General features: G+C 72.3%; 13 protein-coding genes. 10 read left to right on the top strand and 3 right to left on the bottom strand.

The window, feature by feature from the left end; translation table 11 throughout:
* Positions 1-85 precede the first annotated feature (85 nt).
* From AB0E85_RS27470 to AB0E85_RS27430, 9 genes are all read left to right on the top strand, one after another.
* The gene (locus AB0E85_RS27470) at positions 86-766 is read left to right on the top strand and encodes a response regulator (RefSeq protein WP_107459878.1); all 681 of its coding nucleotides are present in this window, start codon (positions 86-88) and stop codon (positions 764-766) included.
* A 127-nt stretch (positions 767-893) separates the two neighbouring features.
* The gene (locus AB0E85_RS27465; protein ID WP_361932335.1) at positions 894-3,662 is read left to right on the top strand and encodes a DNA translocase FtsK; all 2,769 of its coding nucleotides are present in this window, start codon (positions 894-896) and stop codon (positions 3,660-3,662) included.
* Positions 3,663-3,924: 262 nt separating this feature from the next.
* A complete protein-coding gene (locus tag AB0E85_RS27460; RefSeq protein WP_361932333.1) occupies positions 3,925-4,770 on the top strand; it encodes a RodZ domain-containing protein in 846 nt (281 codons plus the stop codon).
* 93 nt (positions 4,771-4,863) lie between these two features.
* Entirely contained in the window at positions 4,864-6,363 is a 1,500-nt protein-coding gene (rimO, locus tag AB0E85_RS27455; RefSeq protein ID WP_361932330.1) for a 30S ribosomal protein S12 methylthiotransferase RimO, read from the top strand.
* Positions 6,360-7,214, top strand: coding sequence for a CDP-diacylglycerol--glycerol-3-phosphate 3-phosphatidyltransferase (gene pgsA, locus AB0E85_RS27450; protein ID WP_361932328.1), 855 nt, complete (start codon positions 6,360-6,362; stop codon positions 7,212-7,214). The genes rimO and pgsA overlap by 4 nt, the downstream gene beginning before the upstream one ends.
* Positions 7,211-7,756: a CinA family protein gene (locus AB0E85_RS27445; protein ID WP_361932325.1), complete on the top strand. Its 546-nt coding sequence runs from the start codon at positions 7,211-7,213 to the stop codon at positions 7,754-7,756. The genes pgsA and AB0E85_RS27445 overlap by 4 nt, the downstream gene beginning before the upstream one ends.
* 109 nt (positions 7,757-7,865) lie before the next feature.
* Positions 7,866-8,246: a helix-turn-helix transcriptional regulator gene (locus AB0E85_RS27440; RefSeq protein WP_033314530.1), complete on the top strand. Its 381-nt coding sequence runs from the start codon at positions 7,866-7,868 to the stop codon at positions 8,244-8,246.
* A 200-nt stretch (positions 8,247-8,446) separates the two neighbouring features.
* A complete protein-coding gene (locus AB0E85_RS27435) occupies positions 8,447-8,917 on the top strand; it encodes a DNA starvation/stationary phase protection protein (RefSeq protein ID WP_361932322.1) in 471 nt (156 codons plus the stop codon).
* Between the two features lie 466 nt (positions 8,918-9,383).
* A complete protein-coding gene (locus AB0E85_RS27430) occupies positions 9,384-9,689 on the top strand; it encodes a hypothetical protein (RefSeq protein WP_361932320.1) in 306 nt (101 codons plus the stop codon).
* Positions 9,690-9,781: 92 nt separating this feature from the next.
* Here AB0E85_RS27430 and AB0E85_RS27425 read toward each other — a convergent pair whose 3' ends face one another.
* The 3 genes from AB0E85_RS27425 to AB0E85_RS27415 all read right to left on the bottom strand — a co-directional run bounded on the left by AB0E85_RS27425 (position 9,782) and on the right by AB0E85_RS27415 (position 16,456).
* Positions 9,782-10,546, bottom strand: coding sequence for an SDR family NAD(P)-dependent oxidoreductase (locus AB0E85_RS27425; RefSeq protein ID WP_361932317.1), 765 nt, complete (start codon positions 10,544-10,546; stop codon positions 9,782-9,784).
* Between the two features lie 32 nt (positions 10,547-10,578).
* Positions 10,579-11,400 carry a DNA-formamidopyrimidine glycosylase family protein gene (locus tag AB0E85_RS27420; RefSeq protein ID WP_361932314.1) on the bottom strand — a complete coding sequence of 274 codons (822 nt, stop codon included), beginning with the start codon at positions 11,398-11,400 and terminating at the stop codon, positions 10,579-10,581.
* A gap of 142 nt (positions 11,401-11,542) precedes the next feature.
* A complete protein-coding gene (locus tag AB0E85_RS27415) occupies positions 11,543-16,456 on the bottom strand; it encodes an ATP-dependent helicase (protein ID WP_361932311.1) in 4,914 nt (1,637 codons plus the stop codon).
* A gap of 172 nt (positions 16,457-16,628) precedes the next feature.
* On the opposite strand from AB0E85_RS27415, the gene AB0E85_RS27410 reads away from it, so the two are divergent.
* The gene (locus AB0E85_RS27410) at positions 16,629-17,459 is read left to right on the top strand and encodes an AraC family transcriptional regulator (RefSeq protein ID WP_361932308.1); all 831 of its coding nucleotides are present in this window, start codon (positions 16,629-16,631) and stop codon (positions 17,457-17,459) included.
* Positions 17,460-17,481 lie beyond the last annotated feature (22 nt).

Raw genomic sequence — 17,481 nt, 5'->3', positions numbered from 1 at the left:
GTCGTCCGCTGGGGTGGCACCCACCGGTGCTGCCGCAGGTCCTGCGGACAGGGGAGGCCCCACGCCGGGGCGAGGAGGGCGGGCCATGGTGCAGAAGGCCAAGATCCTCCTGGTCGATGACCGGCCGGAGAATCTGCTGGCGCTGGAGGCGATCCTCTCTGCGCTCGATCAGACGCTGGTGCGGGCATCGTCCGGGGAGGAAGCGCTCAAAGCGCTGCTCACGGACGACTTCGCGGTCATCCTGCTGGATGTCCAGATGCCGGGTATGGACGGCTTCGAGACCGCCGCGCACATCAAGCGCCGCGAGCGGACGCGGGACATCCCGATCATCTTCCTCACGGCGATCAACCACGGCCCGCACCACACCTTCCGGGGTTACGCGGCGGGCGCGGTGGACTACATCTCCAAGCCGTTCGACCCGTGGGTGCTGCGCGCGAAGGTCTCCGTCTTCGTCGAGCTGTACATGAAGAACTGCCAGCTGCGGGAGCAGGCGTCGCTGCTGCGGCTCCAGTTGGAGGGCAACGGCAAGGAGGCGGGCGGCGAGGCCAAGGAGTCGGCGGGGCTGCTCGCGGAGCTCTCCGCACGGCTCGCGGCCGTCGAGGAGCAGGCCGAAGCGCTGACCAAGCAGCTCAACGACGAGTCGACGGACGCCGCCGCGGTGGCCACGGCGGCTCATCTGGAGCGCAAGCTCACGGGGTTGCGGCGGGCGCTGGACGCGCTGGAGCCGGGCACCGGGAGCACGTCCTCGGTGTCCTCGCAGAACTGACGCGTGCGCAGGCGGGATTGCCCACCCGTGACCGCGCGTCAGTTTCGCGCCTCTCCCGGAGCGACACGAACGGGTGAAGCGCTGGACACGCGTGTCCCCTGTCGTCTCCCCCGGTAACCTCACACCCATGGCCTCACGTCCCTCCGCAGCCAAGAAGCCGCCGCCCGCGAAGAAGGCGGCCGCGAAGGCTCCGGCGAAGAAGGCCGCCGCCAAGAAGGCTCCCGCGAAGAAGGCGCCCGCCCGGAAGGCCGCGGCCAAGAAGGTCGCGCCCAAACCGGCCCCCAGTCCCACCGGCGGCATCTACCGGCTCGTGCGGGCCGTGTGGCTCGGTGTGGCGCATGCCGTCGGCGCCGTGTTCCGGGGCATAGGGCAGGGCGCGAAGAACCTCGACCCGGCCCACCGCAAGGACGGCGTCGCCCTGCTGCTGCTCGGTATCGCGCTGATCGTCGCCGCGGGCACCTGGGCCGACCTCAAGGGCCCGGTGGGCGACCTCGTCGAGATCCTGGTGACCGGCGCCTTCGGCCGGCTCGACCTGCTCGTGCCGATACTCCTCGCGGTCATCGCCGTGCGGTTCATCCGTCACCCGGAGAAACCCGAGGCCAACGGACGCATCGTCATCGGACTGTCCGCGCTCGTCATCGGCGTGCTCGGCCAGGTCCACATCGCGTGCGGCTCACCCGCGCGCGGCGACGGCATGCAGGCCATAAGGGACGCCGGCGGTCTCATCGGCTGGGCCATGGCGACCCCGTTGTCGTACGCCATGGGGGACGTGCTCGCCGTGCCGCTGCTGGTGCTGCTGACCGTCTTCGGGCTGCTGGTCGTCACGGCCACCCCGGTCAACGCCATTCCGCAGCGGCTGCGGCTGCTCGGGGTGCGTCTCGGGATCCTCCGCGACCCGGCCGAGGACGAGTTCGCCTTCGCCGAGGACGACGAGCGCTACGAGGAGCAGTGGCGCGAGGCGCTGCCCGCGCGCCCGCGTGGCAGGCGCGCGCCGGCGCCCGCGGCGTACGACCCGGACACCGCCGAGGAGGAGGCCCTCACCCGGCGCCGTGGCCGTCCTCGCCGCTCGGCGGTGCCGCAGCCCGACATGGACCGGCGCAGGGACGCCGTGGACGTCGCCGCGGCGGCCGCCGCCGCGCTCGACGGTGCCGTGCTGCACGGCATGCCGCCTTCGCCGATCGTCGCCGACCTCACCCAGGGCGTACGGGTGGGGGACCAGGAGGCGACCACGCCGACGCCCGTCCCGGCCGCACGCCCCCGGCAGGGCAAGGCCAAGCAGGACAAGGCCGAGCGGGACAGGCCCGAGCAGGACGAGCCGGAGCCGCAGAAGCCGCGGGCGGGCGTCCGCGACCTCACCAAGGCTCCGCCCTCCGAGCCCCGCGACCTGCCCCCGCGGGCGGAGCAGCTCCAGCTCTCCGGCGACATCACCTACTCCCTGCCGTCCCTGGACCTGCTGGAGCGCGGCGGCCCGGGCAAGGCGCGCAGCGCCGCCAACGACCTCATCGTCGAGTCGCTGACGACGGTGTTCACCGAGTTCAAGGTGGACGCCAGTGTCACCGGCTTCACCCGCGGGCCGACGGTCACGCGCTACGAGGTCGAGCTCGGCCCCGCCGTGAAGGTCGAGCGCATCACCGCGCTGACGAAGAACATCGCCTACGCCGTCGCGAGCCCGGACGTGCGGATCATCAGCCCGATCCCCGGCAAGTCCGCGGTCGGCATCGAGATCCCGAACACCGACCGCGAGATGGTCAACCTCGGTGACGTCCTGCGTCTGGCGGAGTCCGCCGAGGACGACGACCCGATGCTGGTCGCCTTCGGCAAGGACGTCGAGGGCGGCTACGTCATGCACTCGCTGGCGAAGATGCCGCACATGCTGGTCGCCGGCGCCACCGGCTCCGGCAAGTCGTCCTGCATCAACTGCCTGATCACATCGGTGATGATGCGGGCGACCCCCGAGGACGTGCGGATGATCCTGGTCGACCCCAAGCGGGTCGAACTGACCGCGTACGAGGGCATCCCGCACCTGATCACGCCGATCATCACCAACCCCAAGCGGGCCGCCGAGGCGCTCCAGTGGGTCGTCCGCGAGATGGACCTGCGCTACGACGACCTGGCGGCCTACGGCTACCGGCACATCGACGACTTCAACAAGGCCGTGCGCGAGGGCAAGGTCAAACCGCCCGAGGGCAGTGAGCGCGAGCTCCAGCCGTATCCGTACCTGCTGGTCATCGTCGACGAGCTCGCCGACCTGATGATGGTCGCGCCACGGGACGTCGAGGACGCGATCGTGCGCATCACGCAGCTCGCGCGAGCGGCCGGCATTCACCTGGTGCTCGCAACGCAGCGGCCGTCGGTGGACGTCGTCACCGGTCTCATCAAGGCGAACGTGCCGTCCCGGCTCGCGTTCGCCACGTCCTCGCTGGCCGACTCGCGGGTCATCCTCGACCAGCCGGGCGCCGAGAAGCTCATCGGCAAGGGCGACGGGCTGTTCCTGCCCATGGGGGCCAACAAGCCCACCCGTATGCAGGGCGCCTTCGTCACCGAGGAGGAGATCGCGGGCGTCGTCCGGCACTGCAAGGACCAGATGACGCCGGTCTTCCGGGACGACGTCGTCGTGGGCACCAAGCAGAAGAAGGAGATCGACGAGGACATCGGCGACGACCTCGACCTGCTGTGCCAGGCGGCCGAACTGGTCGTCTCCACGCAGTTCGGGTCGACGTCCATGCTCCAGCGCAAGCTGCGCGTCGGCTTCGCCAAGGCCGGCCGGCTGATGGACCTCATGGAGTCGAGGAACATCGTCGGACCGAGCGAGGGTTCGAAGGCTCGTGACGTTCTTGTGAAGCCTGACGAGCTGGATGGCGTGCTCGCCCTGATCCGGGGGGAGTCTGAAGGGTAGGGAAACGGGGCACGGTGATCGCCTCGCGGGCGGTACTGCAAACGGGTGTCCGGATCGTGACTCACCCGTAAGGGATCATCGAGCAACCGTTTCCCTGCGGCGTACGTCAAGTTGAGGGAAGCGACAACCAGCGAGCCCACCATCGGAATGTCGGGCCATACCGATGGCGTACAAAGTGACACCGCCCGGTTGCCCCACCCTTTTGGTACCCCCCTAGACTGAACTTCCAGCACAGGCGGCTACACGCTCGAAAGGCGCCCCCGTGTCCATCGGCAACTCCCCTGAAGACGAGCGTCCGTTCGAAAACGAGCACGTCGAAGCAGACCACGAGGAAGCCCGCCCCTCGATCGGCCGTGCCCTCCAGCAGGCTCGTATCGCCGCCGGGCTGACCGTCGACGACGTCAGTAGCGCCACCCGGGTCCGCATGAACATCGTGCACGCGATCGAGGCGGACGACTTCTCCCCCTGCGGCGGAGACGTCTACGCCCGTGGGCACATCAGGACCCTGGCCAAGGCCGTCCACCTCGACCCCGAACCGCTGCTCGCCCAGTACGGCGACGAACACGGCGGGCGCCCGGCACCGACCCCGGCAGCTCCTCTCTTCGAGGCGGAACGCATCCGTCCGGAGCGGCGGGGTCCCAACTGGACCGCGGCCATGGTCGCGGCGATCGTCGCCGTGATCGGGTTCGTCGGCTTCACGATGTTCCAGGGCGACGACGGCAGCAACGAGGCGAACGTGGCCGAGGGCTCCACACCCGGCGACTCCGCCTCCCCGACCACCAAGACCAAGAAGCCCGCCGACCCCGAGCCCGAGCCGTCCGACAGTGCCATCGCGGCCGCGCCGCAGGACAAGGTGACCGTCCGGGTGGCCGCCGCCGACGGCCGCAGCTGGATCGCGGCCAAGGACCACAACGGCCGGATGATCTTCGACGGCGTTCTCAAGCAGGGCGACACCAAGACCTTCCAGGACAGTTCGAAGGTCCACCTCGTCCTCGGGGACGCCGGCGCGATCGACCTCTTCGTCAACGGCAAGAAGATCGAGGAGAACTTCCAGCCGGGGTCCGTCGAACGCCTGACGTACACGAAGGGCGACCCCGAAGCCGGGTGATCGGACCGAAACGTCCGGTTGATGCGGGGTTGGCCGGTAAACGGCCAACCCCGTCGACGTGGGGTGTCGGCGGGACGAAGTAGTCTTGAGCCCATGCCTGAACGCCGTACCGTCGCACTCGTCACCCTTGGCTGCGCCCGTAACGAGGTGGACTCGGAGGAGCTCGCAGGCCGTTTGGAGGCGGACGGCTGGCAGCTCGTGGAGGACGCCGAGAACGCGGACGTCGCCGTCGTGAACACCTGCGGCTTCGTCGAAGCCGCCAAGAAAGACTCCGTCGACGCCCTCCTCGAAGCCAACGACCTCAAGGGGCACGGCAGAACCCAGGCCGTCGTGGCGGTGGGCTGCATGGCCGAGCGGTACGGCAAGGAGCTCGCCGAAGCCCTCCCCGAGGCCGACGGCGTGCTCGGCTTCGACGACTACTCGGACATCTCGGACCGCCTGCAGACCATCCTCAACGGCGGCATCCACGCCTCGCACACCCCCCGCGACCGGCGCAAGCTGCTGCCCATCAGCCCCGCGGAGCGCCAGGAGTCGGCGGCCGAGGTCGCGCTGCCCGGGCACGGCCCGGCCGAGCCCGCCGTCGCGCCGGCGGATCTTCCCGAGGGCCTCGCCCCGGCCTCCGGGCCGCGCGCACCCCTGCGCCGCCGTCTGGACGGCTCCCCGGTCGCCTCCGTCAAGCTCGCCTCCGGCTGTGACCGACGCTGCTCCTTCTGCGCCATCCCGTCCTTCCGCGGCTCCTTCATCTCCCGCCGCCCCAGCGACGTGCTGAACGAGACGCGGTGGCTGGCCGAGCAGGGCGTGAAGGAGATCATGCTGGTCTCCGAGAACAACACCTCCTACGGCAAGGACCTGGGCGACATCCGCCTGCTGGAGTCCCTGCTGCCCGAGCTCGCCGACGTCGACGGCATCGAGCGGGTGCGCGTCAGCTACCTCCAGCCCGCCGAGATGCGGCCCGGCCTCATCGACGTGCTCACCTCGACCCCGAAGGTCGCGCCCTACTTCGACCTGTCCTTCCAGCACTCCGCGCCCGGCGTGCTGCGCGCGATGCGCCGCTTCGGCGACACCGACCGCTTCCTGGAGCTGCTCGACACCATCCGGAGCAAGGCGCCCGAGGCCGGTGTGCGCTCCAACTTCATCGTCGGCTTCCCCGGTGAGAGCGAGGCCGATCTCGCCGAGCTGGAGCGGTTCCTGAACGGGGCGCGGCTCGACGCCATCGGCGTCTTCGGCTACTCCGACGAGGAGGGCACCGAGGCGGCGACCTACGAGGACAAGCTCGACGAGGACGTCGTCGCCGAGCGGCTGGCCCATATCTCGCGGCTGGCCGAGGAACTCGTCTCGCAGCGGGCCGAGGAGCGCGTCGGCCAGAGCGTGCGGGTCCTCGTCGAGTCCGTCGACGAGGAGGGCGTGTACGGCCGTGCGGAGCACCAGGCGCCCGAGACGGACGGCCAGGTGCTCCTCACGAGCGGCGCGGGTCTGCGTGTCGGCCGTATGGTCGAGGCGAAGGTGGTCGGCACGGAAGGTGTCGACCTGGTGGCCGAGCCGCTGCAGGGTTCGCTCACGTCGCCTGCGTGGAGTGAGGAGGCGGGCAGATGACCGGTGTCCCGGCATCCGCGGCGGGAGGTGCCTCCGGCGCGAGGAGGGCGGCGGCCGGTGCGGCCGCCACGACGCCCGCTGCGCCGGCCACGCGGTCGTCCGAGGGCGGAGCGCCCGGAGCCTCGGCCGGTGCGGGTGACGGCGGGACTGCCGGGGCGGTGTCCGGTGCCGGCGAGGCCGTGCCCGCCGAGGACAGTGGCCTCGACGTGCAGGGCGAAGGCAAGACGCCGCGCGGTGGGAAGATCGCTGCCGCGGCGGTCAACCAGGCCAGTGTCTGGAACATCGCCAACCTGCTGACCATGCTCCGGCTGGTCCTCGTACCGGCCTTCGTCGCGCTGATGCTCGCCGACGGCGGCTACGACCCGGCATGGCGAGCCCTCGCCTGGGCCGCCTTCGCCGTCGCCATGATCACCGACCTCTTCGACGGTCACCTGGCGCGCACGTACAACCTGGTCACGGACTTCGGGAAGATCGCCGACCCCATCGCCGACAAGGCGATCATGGGGGCGGCGCTCGTCTGTCTGTCCGCCCTCGGTGATCTGCCCTGGTGGGTGACCGGCGTCATCCTCGGCCGGGAACTCGGAGTCACTCTGCTGCGTTTCTGGGTCATCCGGTACGGCGTGATTCCCGCCAGCCGCGGAGGCAAGCTGAAGACCCTCACCCAGGGCGTGGCCGTCGGCATGTACGTGCTGGCGCTGACGGGGTGGCTGGCCACTCTGAGGTGGTGGGTGATGGCCGCGGCGGTCGTGCTGACCGTGGTGACCGGGCTCGACTATGTGAAACAGGCCATTGTGCTGCGCAGGCAGGGAATCGCCGAGCGCAAGGCCGCGTTGGAGGAGAAGGAAGCGTGAGTTCCACGGCCACCGACGTGGTGCGACTACTCACGGTGAAGGGTGAGACGCTCGCCGTCGCGGAGTCGCTGACCGGTGGCCTCGTTGCGGCGGACCTCACATCCGTCCCCGGGGCGTCCAAGGTCTTCCGGGGCTCGGTGACCGCCTACGCCACCGACCTCAAGCATGACCTGCTCGGTGTCGACGCCGTCCTGCTGGGAGCGCGCGGGGCGGTGGATCCGCAGGTCGCGGCCGAAATGGCGGCAGGTGTACGCAAGGCGCTCGGCACCGACTGGGGCATCGCGACCACCGGTGTCGCGGGTCCCGAGCCGCAGGACGGACAGGCCGTCGGCACGGTTTTCGTCGCCGTGGACGGACCTGCCCGAGCCGATTCCGGTTCTGCCGGCGGCGGAAAAGTGGAGGCTCTGCGGTTGAACGGCGACCGCGCGGAAATTCGTAGAGAGAGTGTACGGAGCGTACTCGCACTGCTTCTGAAGGAGCTTGCGAGCGAACAGACTGGGAATGAGCGGGCACAGGATACGGAACGGAACGGGGGGTTTTGATGTTTGCAGCCCTGAGTGAACACGACATCGCTCCCCGCACGGCCGCGGCGCAAGGCGGTACGGTGGGGCGTAATGGATGCGGCTACGCGGTCCGAGGAGGGAGCCACCGATGATTCTGCTCCGTCGCCTGCTGGGTGACGTGCTGCGTCGGCAGCGCCAGCGCCAGGGCCGTACTCTGCGCGAAGTCTCCTCGTCCGCCCGAGTCTCACTCGGCTATCTCTCCGAGGTGGAGCGGGGGCAGAAGGAGGCTTCCTCCGAGCTGCTCTCCGCCATCTGCGACGCGCTGGACGTACGGATGTCCGAGCTCATGCGGGAAGTGAGCGACGAGCTCGCCCTCGCCGAGCTGGCCCAGTCTGCAGCGGCCACCCCCAGCGAGCCTGTACCCACGCCGGTTCGCTCGATGCTGGGTTCCGTGTCGGTGACCGGTGTGCCACCGGAACGGGTGACCATCAAGGCGCCTGCCGAAGCGGTGGACGTCGTCGCCGCGTGAGGCTCCGCGCTCACACGGCATGATCGAGGCCCCGGCCGGGCCTCTCCGGGAGAACCGGAGGGGTGCGCCCGGGGTTTTCGCTTGTCCGGGGCCGGCTGTCGCCCTCTCGCGCGGGCCGTGTCTGATATGTGTGCGTTTGCCGGTAGGGCGTGCGGCGGTCATCGTTGAGGGGATGGCGGGGGCAGTCCTCGGAGGTGCGGATGTACGTCGTGAAGAGCCCGTTGTCGGACGCGAGCCTGAAGACCGTGTCCGAGGCGCTGCAAGGTGCCCTGGTCGACCTGGTGGATCTCGCCCTCGTGGCGAAGCAGATCCACTGGAACGTGGTGGGGCAGCGCTTCCGTTCGGTGCATCTCCAGCTCGACGAGGTCGTCGACATCGCGCGGAAGTACTCCGACACCGTGGCCGAGCGCGCAGCGGCCCTGGGTATCTCCCCTGACGGGCGTGCTGCGACCGTGGCCGTCGGCAGCGGGATCGGCGTGACTCCCGAAGGCTGGGTCGACGACACGACCGCCGTGGGGACGCTCGTCGAAGCGCTGGGCGCGGTGATCGCCCGGATGCGGGAACGCGTCGAGGCGACCGGTGAGCCGGATCCGGTGAGCCAGGACATCTTCATCGGGATCACGGCGGACCTGGAGAAGCATCACTGGATGTTCCAGGCCGAGAACGGGTGACGGAAGAGGGCGCGGGCGCGGGTGAATCGCCGGGCGCGAGTCTCGCCACCGCGTCGCGGCGTCCCGCACCCATGCGCACACGGTGCGGAGAGCTGCCCGGTGTGGGGCGGGTGCGTGGGCTGGACCGGCTGCGCGGGGCGGATCGCGTGCGCGGTGCCGGTCGGGTGGGCGCTGGCGGTGCCCGGCGGGTCGGGGGTGCCGGTTGGGTGGGGGGTGCCGGTCGGGTGGGTGGTGCGGGGCCGGTGCGCGGTGCTGGGCGGGTCGGCGGTGCGGGGCCGGTGCGCGGTGCCGGTCGGGTAGGTGCTGCGGGGCGGGTGCGCTGTGTGTGCGTGCGCCGCCTGTGCGGCGTGCGCGGCCTGAGCGGCGTGCGCTGCCAGGGCGGTGCGTGCGGTGCGCCCCTGTGCCCGTGGTGCGCCCTGTCCGCCGGCCCGGGTGACTGCATAGCGTCGGGCTGGGGGTGGCGGCCATGGCGGGGATAGTGCGCTGGGGGAGCCGGCACTGGGGGGTCCGCGGGGTCGCACTGGGGCTGGGGGCGCTGTGGTGGTGTGCCGTGGTGCGACTGGTGACCGTGCCCGGCGCGGGGGTGCTGGAGGCGGCGGTCGCGGCCGGGGGGTGGGGGCTGAGCGTGCTGCCCGTGCACTGTGTGCCCAAGCGGCGGGCTCGGGGGGTCGTGGGGGCGGGCCGGTGGCAGAGGCTGCTGAAGGCCGGGGCCGGGGCCGGGGCCCGCGCCGGAGGCGGGGGTGCCACGGGGGTGAAGTCGGGGGGAGGGTAGGGGGCGCTTCGGCTGCGGAGCTTGCCGCAGGCGGACGGTGGTCCGGTGACGCGTCCTGTGCGGGATGTGTCGCGTGAGGGGCGCTGGCTCTTTCACCACGGCATGGCCACACCTCCGTTGGGGCGGAGGATCTGGCCCGTCGTGAAGGCCGAGGCGTCGGAGACCAGGTGGAGGACCGTGTGGGCGATGTCCTCGGGCTCGCCCACACGGCCCAGAGGCGACATCCGGGCCATGACGGACTCCGCGTGCGCCTGGGAGCCGCTGTCGCCGCGATCGGTCATCGGCGTACGGATCCAGCCCGGTGCTACCGCATTGACGCGGATGCCGTGCCGGCCGACCTCCGTCGCGAGTGTCTTGGTGAGCTGCACCACCGCCGCCTTGGCCGCGCCATAACAGAGCAGCCCGGGGCCGCCCGTGTCGACGGCGCCCGAGGCCATGGTGACGATGCTGCCCCGGGTGCCGTGGGCGATCATGAGCCGGGCGGCCTCCTGGCAGGCGTACAGCACGCCCTTGAAGTTGACGTCGAGGACCCGGTCGAGGTCCTCGTCCCGGGTCTCCAGTACGGGACTGCGGTGCATGATCCCGGCGACCGCGGCCAGGGCGTCCACGCGTTCGCAGGAGGTGAGGGCCTGCCGCAACCCGGCCCGGTCGGTGACGTCGAGGGGGTGGGCGCGTGCGGTGCCGCCGCCGTCCTTGATCAGGGCCGCCGTCTCGTGCAGACCCTCGGCGTCCCGGTCCGCGCAGTGCACGGTCGCCCCCGCCTCGGCGAGCAGCAGCGCCGAGGCGCGGCCGATGCCGCTCGCGGCGCCGGTGACGAACGCGGTGCGGCCGGTGAGGTCGTACGCCGTGACGGGCATACAGGGACCGTACGAGCGTGTCTGACGGGTCGTCAATCGGTGCGGCCGCGCCGGGCCGGCCTGGGGGCAGGGCCGGGCTGACAGGTGGGGCACCAGTAGGTGGGGCGTTCGCGGGAGCCGTCGCCCTGGTCGGCGACGCGGATCGAGGTGCGGCAGCGCAGGCAGGGGCGGGGTGCCCGGCCGTAGACGAAGAGGTCCTGGCCGCGGCGGCCCGTCGTGCTGCGGATCGGGCGGTCGCGATTGGCCTCCAGCAGCTTCTTGGCGAGCGCGGGCAGCTTCGTGGCGCGGTCGGGGGGAAGGTCGCCGGCCGGGAGCCAGGGGGTGACGCCGAGCAGGAAGCAGAGCTCGCTCTTGTAGACGTTGCCGATGCCGGCGAGATTGCGCTGGTCGAGCAGGGCCTCGCCGAGTTCGCGGGTGGGGTCCTGGAGGACGTTGGCCAGGGCCCGGTCGGGATCCCAGTCCGGGCCCAGGAGGTCGGGGCCGAGGTGGCCGACCGCGCGGTGCTCGTCGGTGGTGCGCAGCAGTTCCAGGACGGGGAGGCGGTAGCCGACGGCGGTGCGGTCGGTGGTGCCGAGGATCGCGCGGATCTGGTGGCCGGGACCTCCGCTCCAGCGCTGGCCGTTCCCGTACACCTTCCAGGAGCCGTCCATCCGCAGGTGGGAGTGGAGGGTCAGGCCGCCCTCGACGCGGGTGAGGAGGTGCTTGCCGCGCGCGGTGACGTCCAGGACCGCGCGGCCCGTGAGGTCGGCCGTGGCGAAACGCGGGACCCGGAGATCGCTGCGGGTCAGCACCTTGCCCGCGAGGGCGTCGTGCAACCGCCTCGCGGCCTGCCAGACCGTGTCACCTTCGGGCATGGGTCAAGGGTGGCACGACGGCCGCATGAGCGGTCGGATCGGCTGTGTGCGGGGCCGGGCCGGTTGTGCTCGGGGCCGGATCGGTTGTACGCGCGGCCGGAGCGGCTGTACGCGGGGCCGGATCTGCTGTGTGCCGGGAACGTCAGGCGCGCAGGCGGAGTCCTCGGGGGGTCGCGATGAAGCCCGCTCCTTCCAGCAGGGTGCCGATGGGGGACGTCAGGGCCGGGGCGCCGTTGACGCGCTCCACCGTGACCGTGCCGAGCGAACCCGCGCGGGCCGCCGCGGCGAGAGCCTCCGCGGCACTGCGCAGGCGGGGGTCGTCGGCGGGGACGCCGTCCGGGTCGGCGGCCCACGCCAGCAGCGTCTTGCCACCCCGCTCCATGTAGAGGGTCAGTTCACCGTCGACGAGCACCACCAGGGAGCCCGCTTTGCGGCCCGGCTTGTGGCCGGCGCCGGACGGGGGCTCGGGCCAGGCCAGGGCGGCGCCGTACGCGTTCGCCGGGTCGGCGGCGGCGAGGACGACGGCCCGGGACGCATCGTCGGGGCGGGCACGCCGGCCCGCGAACCCCTGGTCGTACGCCGCGCGCCCGCCGTTCTGCCAGGAAGGCGCGGCCTGCGGGGCGTAGTCGCGGGGCGAGACCCACTCGCCCGGGGACGGCTTCGGGGTGTCGTAAGAGGCCAGGTCGGGGAAGCCGTCGGGGCCGGGGTCGTCGCTGTGGCCGAGGGGCGAGGCCGAGTCGTCCGGGGCGGCGAAGTCATGGGCGGGGAACGGGTCTGGTTCCGAGCCGGGGAGCGGGCCGGGCAGGCCCTCGCCGCGGTCACGGGCGTTGGACACCGCACGCAGGCGGTCCACCGCGCCGTCCATCGCGAACTGCGCGGCGCCCAGGCCCTCCACCACGTAGCCGCGGCGCGCCTGGCCGCTCTCCTCGAAGACGGACAGGACGCGGTAGATCGCCGAGAAGCCGCCCTCGACGCCCTCAGCCGACACCGCACCCCTGGTGACCACACCGTGCCGGTCGAGGAGGGTCCGGGCGAGGGCATGGGCCCGCACGGTGGGGTCGGGCTCATGGGCCGGGAGCAGGGACCAGCGGCCCGCGACCGTCGGCGGGCCGGAGCGGGACGCGGTGCGCGCCGCGGCCGTGAGAGAGCCGTAGCGGCCGCGCGGGACCGCGCGCTTGGCGCGGTGGGCCGTGGAGCCCGCGGTGCGGCCCGAACCGAGCAGGGAGCGCATGGGGGTGAGCGTGTCGTTCGTCAGGCGGCCGGACCAGGCCAGATCCCAGAGGGCGTCGGCCAGCTGGGGGTCGGTGGCCTCGGGGTGCGTGGTGGCGCGGACCTGGTCGGCGATCTGGCGGAAGAACAGGCCGTAGCCGCCGGAGAGGAGGTCCAGCACGGACTGGTGCAGGGCGGTCAGCTCCAGGGGATGCGGGGGCGGCAGGAGCAGGGGGGCCGCGTCGGCCAGGTAGAGGGAGACCCAGCCGTCCTTGCCGGGGAGGGAACCCGCCCCGGCCCAGACCACCTCTCCGGCTGCGGTCAGCTCGTCCAGCATCGCCGGGGTGTAGTTCACGACCCGGGAAGGCAGGACCAGTTTCTCCAGGGCGGAGGCCGGAACGGACGCGCCCTGGACCTGCTCGATGGCCCGGACCAGCCCGTCGATGCCGCGCAGGGAGTGGCCCTTGCCGATGTGCTGCCACTGGGGGAGGAACTGGGCGAGGGCGGCCGGGGGCACCGGCTCCAGTTCGTGCCGCAGCGCGGCCAAGGAGCGGCGGCGCAGTCGGCGCAGCACGGCAGCGTCGCACCACTCCTGGCCGATCCCGGCCGGGTGGAACTCGCCCTGGACGACCCGGCCCGCCGCCGCGAGCCGCTGGAGGGCGCCCTCGGTGACGGCGACACCCAGGCCGAAGCGGGCCGCTGCCGTGGCTGAGGTGAACGGGCCGTGGGTGCGGGCGTAGCGGGCGAGGAGGTCGCCGAGCGGGTCCTTGACGGGCTCTGTGAAGGCTTCCGGCACACCGACCGGCAGGGCGGTGCCCAGCGCGTCGCGCAGGCGGCCCGCGTCCTCGATCGCCGCCCAGTGGTCCTGGCCTGCGATCCGGACCCGGATGGCGCGGCGGGCACCGGAGAGTTCCTGCGCCCACTGCGGTTCGGCGCCCCGCTCGGCCAGCTCCGCCTCCGTGAGCGGGCCGAGGAGGCGCAGGAGGTCCGCGACGCCCTCGGCGTCCTTGACACGGCGGTCCTCGGTCCGCCACTGCAGCTCCTGCTCCAGCTCGGTCAGCACCTCGGCGTCGAGCAGCTCGCGCAGCTCCGCCTGGCCGAGGAGCTCGGCCAGCAGCCGGGAGTCCAGGGACAGGGCGGCGGCGCGGCGCTCTGCCAGCGGTGAGTCGCCCTCGTACAGGAACTGGGCGACGTAGCCGAAGAGCAGGGAACGCGCGAAGGGGGACGGTTCGGCCGTGGTGACCTCGACCAGGCGGACCTTGCGGGACTCCAGGTCCCCCATCAGCTCCACGAGACCGGGGACGTCGAAGACATCCTGGAGGCACTCGCGGACCGCCTCCAGCACGATCGGGAACGAGCCGAACTCGCTCGCCACCTGAAGCAGCTGCGACGCACGCTGCCGCTGCTGCCACAGCGGGGTGCGCTTGCCCGGATTGCGCCGCGGCAACAGCAGCGCCCGGGCGGCACACTCACGGAAGCGGGAGGCGAACAGGGCGGAACTGCCCACCTGGTCGGTGACGACCTGGTCGACCTCGCCCTTGTCGAAGACGACGTCCGCCGCGCCCACGGGGGCCTGCTCGGCGTCGTACTCCCGGCCCATCCTCACCGGCTCCTGGTCCAGCAGGTCCAAGCCCATCAGGTCGGCGTCCGGGAGGCGCAGCACGATGCCGTCGTCCGCATGCATGACCTGGGCGTCCATGCCGTACCGCTCGGACAGCTTCGCGCCGAGTGCGAGCGCCCACGGGGCGTGCACCTGAGCCCCGAAGGGCGAGTGCACGACCACGCGCCAGTCGCCGAGCTCGTCACGGAAACGCTCCACGACGATCGTCCGGTCGTCCGGGATGTGGCCGCAGGCCTCGCGCTGCTCCTTGAGGTACGACAGCACGTTGTCCGCCGCCCACGCGTCCAGGCCGGCGGCGAGGAGCCGGAGCCGGGCGTCGTCCTCGGGCAGTGACCCGACCTCGCGCAGGAACGCCCCCACCGCCCGGCCCAGTTCCAGCGGGCGGCCCAGCTGGTCGCCCTTCCAGAAGGGCAGCCGGCCCGGCACGCCCGGGGCCGGGGAGACCAGGACGCGGTCGCGGGTGATGTCCTCGATGCGCCAGGAACTGGTGCCGAGCGTGAAGACGTCACCCACGCGGGACTCGTAGACCATCTCCTCGTCGAGCTCGCCGACCCGGCCGCCGCCCTTCTTGGGGTCGGCGCCCGCGAGGAAGACGCCGAAGAGACCGCGGTCGGGAATCGTGCCGCCGGAGGTGACGGCGAGGCGCTGTGCGCCGGGGCGGCCGGTGATCTCGCCGGTGACCCGGTCCCACACCACGCGCGGGCGCAGCTCCGCGAACGCGTCGGACGGGTAGCGGCCGGCCAGCATGTCGAGGACCGCCGTGAAGGCCGACTCGGGAAGCGAGGCGAACGGGGCGGCCCGTCGGACGGCGGCGAGGAGGTCGTCGAACTGCCATGTGTCCAGGGCCGTCATGGCGACCACCTGCTGCGCCAGGACGTCCAGGGGGTTGGCGGGGACCCTGAGGGACTCGATGGAGCCCGTGCGCATGCGCTCGGTGACCACCGCCGCCTGCACCAGGTCGCCCCGGTACTTCGGGAAGACGACACCCGTGGAGACCGCGCCCACCTGGTGCCCCGCCCGGCCGACGCGCTGGAGGCCGGAGGCGACGGAGGGCGGCGACTCCACCTGCACGACCAGGTCCACCGCACCCATGTCGATGCCGAGTTCGAGACTGGACGTGGCCACGACCGCGGGCAGGCGGCCCGCCTTGAGGTCCTCCTCGACCAGGGCGCGCTGCTCCTTGGACACCGAGCCGTGGTGGGCACGGGCGATGACCTGCGGAGCGCCCTGGGCCGCTCCCGAACCGCCCATGAGCTCGGCGGGGGAGTGGTGCTCGTCGAGCGTCTCACCCGTGGCCCGTTCGTACGCGATCTCGTTCAGGCGGTTGCAGAGGCGCTCCGCGAGGCGGCGGGAGTTCGCGAAGACGATCGTCGAGCGGTGGGACTGGACGAGGTCGGCGATCCGCTCCTCCACATGCGGCCAGATGGACGGGCGCTCGGCGCCTTCCTGGCCGTCCGCCACCGGGGAGCCGCCCAGCTCGCCCAGGTCCTCGACCGGGACGACCACCGACAGGTCGAAGTCCTTGCCCGACTCCGGCTGGACGATCTCCACCTTGCGGCGCGGGGAGAGGAAACGGGCCACCTCGTCCACGGGCCGGACCGTCGCGGAGAGGCCGATGCGGCGGGCGGGCTTCGACAGGAGGTCGTCCAGCCGCTCCAGGGAGAGCGCGAGGTGGGCGCCGCGCTTGGTGCCGGCGACCGCGTGCACCTCGTCGAGGATCACTGTTTCCACGCCCGCCAGCGCGTCGCGCGTGGCCGACGTCAGCATCAGGAACAGCGACTCCGGGGTCGTGATCAGGATGTCCGGCGGGCGGGTCGACAGGGCGCGGCGCTCGGCGGCGGGGGTGTCGCCCGAACGGATGCCCACCTTGACCTCGGGTTCGGGCAGGCCGAGGCGGACGGACTCCTGGCGGATGCCCGTCAGCGGGCTGCGCAGGTTGCGCTCGACGTCCACCGCCAGGGCCTTCAGGGGCGAGACGTACAGGACGCGGCAGCGCTTCTTCGGGTCGGCGGGGGGAGGGGTCGAGGCCAGCTGGTCCAGAGCGGCCAGGAAGGCCGCCAGGGTCTTTCCGGAGCCGGTGGGGGCGACGACCAGCACGTCCGAACCCTCGTGGATGGCCTGCCACGCACCGGCCTGGGCCGAGGTGGGCGCGGAGAAGGCACCCGTGAACCAGGCGCGGGTCGCGGGGGAGAAGCCGTCCAGGGCTCGGTGCGCATTGCTGGGCATGCGTCCATCGTGCACCTCGGCACTGACAACGGGTCCGCGCCGCCTCGTGGCCTGCCGCTTCGCCGCCGTGCCCGGCGGGGGTGCCGTGCCCGGCGGGGGTGCCGGGACCGGCGGAGGTGCGGGGCCCGGCCGGGGGTGCGGGGTCCCGACCGCCACCGCGGACAATGGTCGTATGAACGAGCGCGCACGCCACTGGCAGTACGACGAGCTGCCCGGGGTCGATCTGCTGCGGGCCCGGTACGTGCACAAGACGTTCGTCCGGCACACGCACGAGAACTTCGTGATCGCCGCCATCGCCGACGGGGTGGAGGTGTTCCACCACGGCGGGGGCGACCAGTACGCGGGGGCCGGTGCCCTCGCCCTGGTGAATCCCGATACGCCGCACACCGGTCGGGCCGGGGTGCCCGAAGGGTGGCGGTACGGGGCCGTGTACCCACCGCCCGGCGTGGTGGCGGAGATCGCGGCCGAGACGACGGCCCTGCGGGGGACGCCCGGGTTCGTCAGCCCCGTCGTGGACGATCCCTATGCCGCGGGCCTGGTGCACCAGGTACTGCGGGCCGCCGACGAGGGCAACGCGCTCGCCGCCGACACGCTGCTGCGGGTCGCCGTGACCAGGTTGCTGCGGTTGAACGGCGGGCCCCTGCCACAGCGGGAGGTGCGCACGGCGGGGGCCAGGATCGCGGCACGCGCGCGTGGTGTGCTGGAGGAACGGATGGCACAGCCGCCGAGCCTGGAGAAGCTGGCGGCCGGCCTCGGAACCAGCCCGTTCGCCCTGCTGAGGGCCTTCCGGGACGTCTACGGCATGCCGCCGCACGCGTGGCTCACGGACGCGCGGGTACGGCGGGCGCGACAGCTGCTGGACGCGGGGACGGCGCCCTCCGAGGCCGCCGTGGCCGTCGGGTTCACCGATCAGCCGCACCTGAACCGGCACTTCACCCGGATGGTCGGCGTACCTCCGGGCGCGTACCAGCGGGAGCGCAAGAACGTACAAGACCTGTTCTAGCCGCCGCCCTTAGCGTGCGGGT

This window comes from Streptomyces sp. NPDC029044, assembly GCF_040637495.1.
In the GTDB taxonomy this organism is placed as follows: domain Bacteria; phylum Actinomycetota; class Actinomycetes; order Streptomycetales; family Streptomycetaceae; genus Streptomyces.
The sequence above is the reverse complement of the archived record's forward strand: the minus strand, read 5'-3'. Positions and strand labels throughout refer to the sequence as shown.

What these genes read in the sequence shown, in the direction of transcription:
- AB0E85_RS27470 (WP_107459878.1), top strand. Translation starts at nt 86, where the DNA reads ATGGTGCAGAAGGCCAAGATCCTCCTGGTCGATGACCGGCCGGAGAAT.
- AB0E85_RS27465 (WP_361932335.1), top strand. Translation starts at nt 894, where the DNA reads ATGGCCTCACGTCCCTCCGCAGCCAAGAAGCCGCCGCCCGCGAAGAAG.
- rimO (WP_361932330.1), top strand. Translation starts at nt 4,864, where the DNA reads ATGCCTGAACGCCGTACCGTCGCACTCGTCACCCTTGGCTGCGCCCGT.
- pgsA (WP_361932328.1), top strand. Translation starts at nt 6,360, where the DNA reads ATGACCGGTGTCCCGGCATCCGCGGCGGGAGGTGCCTCCGGCGCGAGG.
- AB0E85_RS27440 (WP_033314530.1), top strand. Translation starts at nt 7,866, where the DNA reads ATGATTCTGCTCCGTCGCCTGCTGGGTGACGTGCTGCGTCGGCAGCGC.
- AB0E85_RS27435 (WP_361932322.1), top strand. Translation starts at nt 8,447, where the DNA reads ATGTACGTCGTGAAGAGCCCGTTGTCGGACGCGAGCCTGAAGACCGTG.
- AB0E85_RS27430 (WP_361932320.1), top strand. Translation starts at nt 9,384, where the DNA reads ATGGCGGGGATAGTGCGCTGGGGGAGCCGGCACTGGGGGGTCCGCGGG.
- AB0E85_RS27425 (WP_361932317.1), bottom strand. Translation starts at nt 10,546, where the DNA reads ATGCCCGTCACGGCGTACGACCTCACCGGCCGCACCGCGTTCGTCACC.
- AB0E85_RS27420 (WP_361932314.1), bottom strand. Translation starts at nt 11,400, where the DNA reads ATGCCCGAAGGTGACACGGTCTGGCAGGCCGCGAGGCGGTTGCACGAC.
- AB0E85_RS27415 (WP_361932311.1), bottom strand. Translation starts at nt 16,456, where the DNA reads ATGCCCAGCAATGCGCACCGAGCCCTGGACGGCTTCTCCCCCGCGACC.
- AB0E85_RS27410 (WP_361932308.1), top strand. Translation starts at nt 16,629, where the DNA reads ATGAACGAGCGCGCACGCCACTGGCAGTACGACGAGCTGCCCGGGGTC.